Origin of the sequence: Ramlibacter sp. (genome assembly GCF_013697775.1) — a bacterium.
In the GTDB taxonomy this organism is placed as follows: domain Bacteria; phylum Pseudomonadota; class Gammaproteobacteria; order Burkholderiales; family Burkholderiaceae_C; genus Ramlibacter.
The window spans coordinates 1-3,663 of sequence record NZ_JACCWG010000081.1; the positions used below are offsets into that span (position 1 = coordinate 1).

Here is a 3,663-nt window from a genome sequence, read left to right on the forward strand (position 1 = left end):
ACACCAGCGCCGACCTGGATTACCTCAGCACCACGGCGCTGGCGCTCAATGGCGGCACGATCCGCGACACGGCCGGCAACGACGCGACGCTGACGCTGGCGACGCCCGGCGCGGCGAACTCGCTGGGCGCCAACAAGGACATCGTCATCGACACCACGTTGCCGACGGTATCGGGCGTGACCTCGTCGACTGCCAATGGCGCGTACAAGGTCGGCGACGTGATCGCCGTCCAGGTGAACTTCAGCGAGGCGGTGACGGTCACCGGCACGCCGCAGCTGACGCTGGAGACAGGCACCACCGACCGTGCTCTGAATTACGCGAGCGGCACCGGCACCAGCACGCTGACCTTCAACTACACGGTGCAGGCCGGCGACACGACCGCCGATCTGGATTACCTGAGCACCGGTGCCCTGGCGCTGAACGGCGGCACCATCAAGGATGCGGCCGGCAACAACGCCACGCTGACGCTCGCCGCTCCCGGCGCGGCGAACTCGCTGGGTGCGAACAAGGACCTGGTGGTCGACGGTGTGGTGCCGACGGTGTCCGGCGTGACCTCCAGCACCGCCGACGGCAGCTACACGTTCGGCGACGTGATCGCCATCCAGGTGAACTTCAGCGAGAACGTGACCGTGACCGGCACGCCGCAGCTGACGCTGGAGACCGGCTCGACCGACCGGGTGGTGAACTACGCGAGCGGCAGCGGCAGCAGCACGCTGGTGTTCAACTACACCGTGCAACTCGGCGACACGGCGGCCGACCTGGACTACATCAGCACCGGCGCCTTGTCGCTGAACGGCGGCACCGTCAAGGACGCGGCCGGCAACAACGCCACGCTCACGCTGGCCAGCCCCGGCGCGGCGAACTCGCTGGGCAACAACAAGGCCCTCGTCATCGACGGCGTGGTGCCGACGGTGTCGGGCGTGACCTCCAGCACGGCCGATGGTGCCTACAAGGTGGGCGACGTGATCGCCATCCAGGTGAACTTCAGCGAGAACGTGACAGTGACCGGCACGCCGCAGCTGACGCTGGAGACCGGCACCACCGACCGCAGGCTGAACTACGCGAGCGGCACGGGCTCCAGCACGCTGGTCTTCAACTACACGGTGCAGGCCGGCGACACGAGCGCCGATCTCGACTACATCAGCACCTCGGCGCTGGCCCTGAACGGCGGCACGATCAAGGACGCCTCCGGCAACAACGCGGTGCTGACGCTGGCAACGCCCGGCGCCGCGAACTCGCTGGGCGCCAACAAGGCCATCGTCATCGACGCCGTCGTGCCGACGGTGTCGGGCGTGACCTCCAGCACGGCCAACGGCGCCTACAAGGTGGGCGACGTCATCTCCATCCAGGTGAACTTCAGCGAAGCGGTCGCCGTCACCGGCACGCCGCAGCTGACGCTGGAGACCGGCGCCACCGACCGCACGCTGAACTACGCGAGCGGCACCGGCACCAATGCGCTGACCTTCACCTACACCGTGCAGGCCGGCGACACCAGCGCCGACCTGGACTACATCAGTGCTTCGGCGCTGGCGCTCAACGGCGGCACGATCCAGGACGCCGCCGGCAACAACGCCACGCTGACACTGGCCTCGCCCGGCGCCGCGAACTCGCTGGGCGCCAACAAGGCCATCGTCATCGACACGGCGGTGCCGACGGTGTCGGGCGTGACCTCCAGCACGGCCGACGGCGCCTACAAGGCCGGCGACGTGATCTCCGTCCAGGTCAACTTCAGCGAAGCCGTCAACGTCACGGGCACGCCGCAGCTGACGCTGGAGACGGGCACCACGGACCGCACGCTGAACTACGCGAGCGGCACCGGCACCAGCACGCTGGCGTTCACCTACACGGTGCAGGCGGGCGACACCACCGCCGACCTCGACTACATCAGCACCGGGGCGCTGGCGCTGAACGGCGGCACCATCAAGGACGCGGCCGGCAACAACGCCACCCTGACGCTGGCCGCCCCCGGCGCGGCGAACTCGCTGGGCGCCAACAAGGCCATCGTCATCGACACGGCGGTGCCGACGGTGTCGGGCGTGACCTCGACGACCACCAACGGCGCCTACAACGCCGGCGACGTAATCTCCATCGCGGTGAGCTTCAGCGAAGCCGTGAGCGTGACCGGCACGCCGCAGCTGACGCTGGAGACCGGCACCACCGACCGCGTGGTGAACTACGCCAGCGGCACCGGCAGCAGCACGCTGGTCTTCAGCTACACGGTGCAGGCCGGCGACACCAGTGCCGACCTTGACTACCTCAGCACCACGGCGCTGGCGCTCAACGGCGGCACGATCAAGGACGTCGCCGGCAACAATGCCACCCTGACGCTCGCGACGCCCGGCACGGCGAATTCGCTGGGCGCCAACAAGGCGATCCGCGTCGACACCACCGCGCCGGTGGTCACCGACGTCACGTCGCCCAAGGCCGACGGCACCTATACGGAAGGCGAGATCATCAACATCCGTGTCTCCGTCAATGAGGTGCTCAGCATTTCGGGCACGCCGCAGCTGCAGCTGGAGACCGGGGCGACCGACCGCATCGCGAGCCTGTCGTCCTATACCACCTTCGACAACGGCAACGGCACCGGCAGCACCTCGCTGTACTTCGCCTACACCGTGCAGGCCGGCGATGCAACGGCGGACCTGGACTACCTCAGCACCTCCGCCCTCACGCTCAATGGCGGTTCGCTGCGGGACTCCGCCGGCAACGACCTGGTGCTGACGCTGCCAGCCCCGGGCGCGGCCGGCTCGCTGGGCGCCAACAAGAACATCGTGATCGACGCGGTCCAGCCGGCCGTGACCGGCGTGACGTCCAGCACGGCCAACGGCACCTACAAGATCGGCGACGTCATCTCGATCCAGGTGAACTTCAGCGAGGCGGTCACCGTCACCGGCACGCCGCAGCTCCTGCTGGAGACGGGCACGGTCGACCGGACCATCGACTACGTGAGTGGCTCCGGCACCGGCACGCTGAACTTCAGCTACACGGTGCAGGCGGGCGACACCAGTGCCGACCTGAACTACCTCAGCACGGCGGCGCTCACGCTCAACGGCGGCACCATCCAGGACGGCATCGCCAACGACGCGGTGCTTACGCTGCCCGGCCTGGCCGCAGCCGGCGCGCTGGGCACCAACAAGAACATCGTCATCGACGGCGTCGTTCCCACGGTGACCGCCGTGACCTCGTCCACCGCCGACGGCGGCTACAAGGCGGGCGACGTGATCTCCATCCAGGTGGGCTTCAGCGAGGCGGTGACGGTCACCGGCACGCCGCAGCTGACGCTGGAGACCGGCACCACCGACCGCGCGGTCAACTATGCGAGCGGCAGCGGCAGCAACACGCTCACCTTCACCTACACGGTGCAGGCCGGCGACACCACGGCCGACCTCGACTACATCGGCACCGGCGCGCTGGCGCTCAACGGCGGCACCATCGCGGACGTGGCCGGCAACAACGCCACGCTGACGCTGGCCGCGCCCGGCGCGGCGAACTCGCTGGGCGCCAACAAGGCCATCGTCATCGACACCGCGGTCCCCACGGTGTCGGGCGTCACGTCCAGCACGGCCAACGGCGCCTACAAGGTGGGCGACGTGATCTCGGTCCAGGTCAACTTCAGCGAGGCGGTGAACGTGACCGGCACGCCGCAGCTGACGCTGGAGACCG

At 68.7% G+C, this 3,663-nt stretch carries 1 protein-coding gene; it reads left to right on the plus strand.

Features of this window, described 5'->3' with window-relative positions; all coding sequences use genetic code 11:
- Positions 1-3,663 (plus strand): hypothetical protein (locus H0U68_RS04290; RefSeq protein WP_296353015.1); only part of this gene is annotated, 3,663 nt, incomplete at both ends.